A 4,480-nucleotide genomic window follows, 5' to 3' on the forward strand; every position below is an offset into this window, starting at 1 on the left:
CCGCCCCGGCGGCGAAGGAGCCGAGGATCCTGCACATACCGGTCACCCTCCAAGCACATCACCCGGATTACCCAATGATTTGAATCTACCAAGTTTTTGAATGGCGCGTAAGTGCCATGTCCTGTTCACGCCACGACTTGGCCTTGCGACGCCCCCACCGCCCCAACAGGCTGGCCCCATGGAGGACTTCAACCGGACGGCACCCGAGTCCCTGCTGGTCGTGGCCGCGCACCCGGACGACATCGAGTTCTGCGTCAGCGGCACGGTCATGCAGTGGATCGAGCGCGGCACCCGCGTCACGTACTGCATCGTCACGGACGGCGGTGCGGGCGGTTACGACGAAGCGCTCCCCCGCCAGGCGATGGCGGACCTGCGCCGCGCCGAACAGGTCCACTCGGCCAAGCTCAGCGGCGTCGCCGACGTGCGCTTCCTCGGCTACCCCGACAGCTTCGTGGAGCCCTCCGTGGAGCTGCGCCGCGATCTGTGCCGGGTCATCCGCGAAGTACGGCCGCAGCGGGCGATCATCCCCTCCCCCGAGATCAACTGGGCGCGGGTCGCCGACCTCCACCCCGACCACCGCGCGGTCGGCGACGCCTGCCTGCGCGCCGTCTATCCCGAGGCCCGCAACCCCTTCGCCCACGCGGAACTCCTCAAGGAGGAGGGCCTGGAGCCGTGGACCGTCCACGAGCTGTGGCTGATGACCGGGCCGACCCCGAACCAGTACGTCGACGTCACCTCCGTCTTCGACCGCAAGGTGGAGGCCCTGCGCATCCACACCTCCCAGACGGCCCACTTCGACGACCTGGCGGGCCTCCTGCGCACCTGGCTCGGCGAACACGCGACGGCGGGCGGGCTTCCGCCGGGGCGGATGGCGGAGGCGTTCCAGATCGTGCACATCGACTGAGGAGTCGACGGGGCCCGCCCCTTGTGGCCTCACGGGGCGAGTGGGAGCGTGTGACGCCTCGACGGCCGCCACTCCGGGGGGAGTCCACTCGATGACGATCGAGCGTACGAGCGCGCAGAAGGCCCTGATGGACGAGCACGGCCTGCCCTGGCCGAAGGCGGACGAGAACGCCGCCTCCCGGACGCAGACCAGCCTGGGCGACTACGAGGCGAAGCTCTCCGACGACCGGGCGGACGCGGCGAAGGCCGTACAGCGGCTGCTGTCCAGCGGACACGGCGAGGCGATGACCGCACTCGCCGGGCACTGGGACCGCGTCAACGGCCACTTCACCGCCACGGCCGCGGCCGCCGTCACCATCGCGGCCCAACTGCTCACCTGCGCGGACGACATCGCCGTGCACAAGGACATGGCCCTGGGAGTCGTCGAGCGGATCGCCCCCGGCCTTCCGGCCCCTGCCGCCGGGAGCGTCCGGCCGCCCCTGGAGGTCGCACAGCAGAGCACGGTCGAGAGCGCCCGCGCCGAACTGAAGTCGATCGAGCAGGAGGCCTTCACCGACACCGCGAGCCGGCTGACCGCCGCCCGCACCGACCCCCGTGTCGCGGGGCTCCCGGACATCCCCGCGGACCTGTCGGGCGGATCCGCCGGCGGCCGCCTCGGGGCCGGCCTGGCCCCGGGCATCGCCGGCGGCGCCGGAACGGTCGGCGCCACCGGTCCCGGCATCGGTCCCGGCATCGTCGGCGGAGGCATCGCCGGCGGCGCAGGAGCGGGCGGCGCAGGAGCGGGCGGCGCAGGAGCGGGCGGCGCAGGAGCCGTCGGCGCAGGACAGCACGCCCCGGACGCGTCACCCGGGCGGCTCCGCGGCGGCGGCCCGGCGGTCGGCACCCCGCAGAGCTTCCGCATCGACTTCTGGGAGCACACGCGGGCGGCCAACCGCCTCGCCGAGATCGCCGACCAGATCGCCGACAGGACCACGACGGCCCTCGCCCGTGCCATGTACGACCTCGAAGAGCTCCGGCGGAGCGGCTCGCTCGGCGCCTCGGTCGCCGAGGGGTTCGCTCCGCTCCTCGACGATCTCGATCTCGCGACCCGCGCCCTCGGCCATCACCTCGGCGGCCCTCTGCGCGACGCGGTCCGCGCCGCCGGGGAGGACCAGAAGCAGACGGACGACGACCACAAGAAGTGGTTCGGCCGGCTGGACTAGCCGGGGAACGCTCGGGTCCGGATCGGCCGTCGGCGTAGCCTGTTTCCATCGGACTCGAAACAGGCTGTTACGTCTCGCGCACACGCCGTAGAAACGGGGCTGCCCTATGCCATTGGCCGTTTTCGGATCAAGGAGCCCCTCATGAGCCGTTTCCGCACCACCACCATGGCCCTCGCCGGCGCCGCCGCGATGTTCGCCCTCGGCACCGCGCCCGCCCAGGCGGCCCCCGGCGACGTGACGACCACGTGCGCGAGCACCGCCACCCCGTACGGCTACGTCGACGTCAGCTGGGGTTACAGCGCCAGCTGCGGCACCCAGAACTTCGACCCGAACATCAAGCAGATCAAGCAGCTCACCGGCCTGCCCATAGGCACCGTCGTCCAGGCCTGCTCGTCCACGTACTACCCCGCCGGCTGGACCGCGACCAGCTCCTACTACAGCAGCTCCTGCGTCGCCTGGCCGAACTCCGGCTTCAACAACAACGCCTGGACCCTCAAGCGCGTCTCCTGATCGCACCGTACCGGGGCCCGCCTCCACGCGGCGGGCCCCGGTACGGGTACGAGTACGGGCGGTACGGGCGGCTTCGGCAGGTGGTTCAGCAGGCGCCCAGGTCCTGCCACACCCCCCACTCGCCCGTCGTGCCCGGCTCCTCGCCGGTCGTCCACCACTTGGCCTTCCAGGTGTGGCCCTTGTGGGAGACCTGCTGGCCGCCGGTGTAGACGGCGGAGGAGACCCACGGGGTCGCCGTGCACTGGGTGGCGCCGCCGGTGACGGTCAGGGAGAGGACCGCCGCGTGTCCGGCCGAGGGGCCCGCCCCGTTGACGACGATCTGGTAGGTCCCGGAGACCGTGGCCGCCGTGGTGTTCACGGTGAGGGTCGAGGAGCCCCCGGCCGTCACCGAGGCGGGGCTGAGGGTGGCGGTGACGCCGGCGGGCAGGCCGCTGACCGTGAGGTTCACCGTCTGCGCCGCACCGGAGGTGACGGCGGTGTTCACCGTCGCGGAGGTGGATCCGCCCGCGGTGACGGTGGCGGCGGACGGGGACGTCGTCACCGAGAAGTCGTCGGCCGGGGCCGTCGTCCCGCTGGTGAAGGGGGCGAAGACGTGCGAGAAGTCCCAGGTGTTCTGCTGGATGCCGGAGCAGCCGTCGGCCGCCGCGCCACCGGCACAGCTGCCGTTGTCGCGCTGGAGCGCCCAGAAGGACAGGGTGTTGATGCCCTTGGCGACCGCCCAGTCGTAGACGGTACGGGCGTTGGCGAGGGTGAAGGTCTCGGCCGGGCCGAAGTCGTCGACGCCGATCATCTCGATGATGCCGACCATGCCCCACAGCTGGGCGGACGTCTTCGTCGGGTAGAGCTTGGCGAGCTGGTCGTAGAGGCCCTGGGCGGCCGTCTTGGTGTCCGCGGCCATGTCGTGGGCGGCGTTGTCGTAGTAGTCGAAGGTCATGAGGTTGACGACGTCGACCTTCGCGCCGTTGGTCACGGCGTTCTTGAGCACCGCGAGCCCGCTGGCGGCGAGGCCGTGGGTGGTCGTCGGCAGGGTGTACGAGATCTGGATCTGGCGGCCGTTGGCGGCGGCCCAGTCCTGGACTAGCTTGATGGCCTTGTTGCGGCGGTCGATGCCCGCGGTGTTGTCGAGGGAGTCGACCTCGATGTCCATGTCGAGCCGGGTGACGTCGTAGGTCGTGATGACCTTCTCGTACACGGCCGCGATCTGGTTGACGTCGGTGCAGCTGTCGGCGATCTCGGTGCCGGTGGTGTCGGCCGTGTAGCCGCCGAAGGAGGGGATGACGTCGCCGCCGCGGGACCGCATGGTCGCGATGTCGGCGCCGAAGGAGGACTGGGCGATCGGCAGGCCGGTGTCGCCGTTCCAGTACGCGGTGCAGGAGCCCTTCGTGGCGGTCTGGAGGAACGCCATCGTGAGGTGCTTGGCGCCGGACTGGGCGCTGAGGGCGGCCGGGCTCTCCCCGGTCCAGGACTCGAAGTAGGGGGCGAAGACCCGGGCGGGGAGCGGGGTCGCCGCCTGGGCCGCGGGGGCGGCGGCGACGGTGGCGAGGCCGAGGGCGGCCACGGCGGTCACGGCGGCGGTGAGGGCCGAGCGGAGCGAACGTACGCGTCGTCTCATGGCGATCCAATGACTGTGGGGGAGGCGGGGGATGCGAGGTGCGTCAACGCCGTTGTGGCACACCCCTGTTGGGATACGACGAAACCCCCGCGACCATGACCACGTCAATGGCCTGGACCAAACTTGGACTAGACCAATTTCACGGTGCGGTGCGTGGTGCGGCCGGCGAGTACGGGCGGGTCCTGGCGCGATGCGCGCGGGCGGCCGGGCATTGGCTCGCAGCGAGCCAAGGCCCGGCCGCCCGCGCGCATCG

General features: G+C 71.5%; 4 protein-coding genes. 3 read left to right on the top strand and 1 reads right to left on the bottom strand.

From position 1 onward, the window contains the following. Window positions 1–178: 178 nt before the first annotated feature. The 3 genes from CCN56_RS20140 (at window position 179) to CCN56_RS20150 (ending at window position 2,615) form a co-directional block, all read left to right on the top strand. Window positions 179–904 (top strand): PIG-L deacetylase family protein, encoded by a 726-nt coding sequence (locus CCN56_RS20140; RefSeq protein WP_086828730.1) that lies wholly within the window; start codon window positions 179–181, stop codon window positions 902–904. Between the two features lie 91 nt (window positions 905–995). Then, entirely contained in the window at window positions 996–2,105 is a 1,110-nt protein-coding gene (locus CCN56_RS20145) for a hypothetical protein (protein ID WP_086828732.1), read from the top strand. Window positions 2,106–2,246: 141 nt separating this feature from the next. Beyond that, window positions 2,247–2,615 carry a hypothetical protein gene (locus CCN56_RS20150; RefSeq protein ID WP_086828734.1) on the top strand — a complete coding sequence of 123 codons (369 nt, stop codon included), beginning with the start codon at window positions 2,247–2,249 and terminating at the stop codon, window positions 2,613–2,615. An 85-nt stretch (window positions 2,616–2,700) separates the two neighbouring features. Here CCN56_RS20150 and CCN56_RS20155 read toward each other — a convergent pair whose 3' ends face one another. Beyond that, entirely contained in the window at window positions 2,701–4,227 is a 1,527-nt protein-coding gene (locus tag CCN56_RS20155) for a glycosyl hydrolase family 18 protein (protein ID WP_086828736.1), read from the bottom strand. Window positions 4,228–4,480 lie beyond the last annotated feature (253 nt).

The sequence above is a fragment of the Streptomyces sp. NRRL B-24572 genome (assembly GCF_002156145.1).
Lineage (GTDB): Bacteria > Actinomycetota > Actinomycetes > Streptomycetales > Streptomycetaceae > Streptomyces > Streptomyces vietnamensis.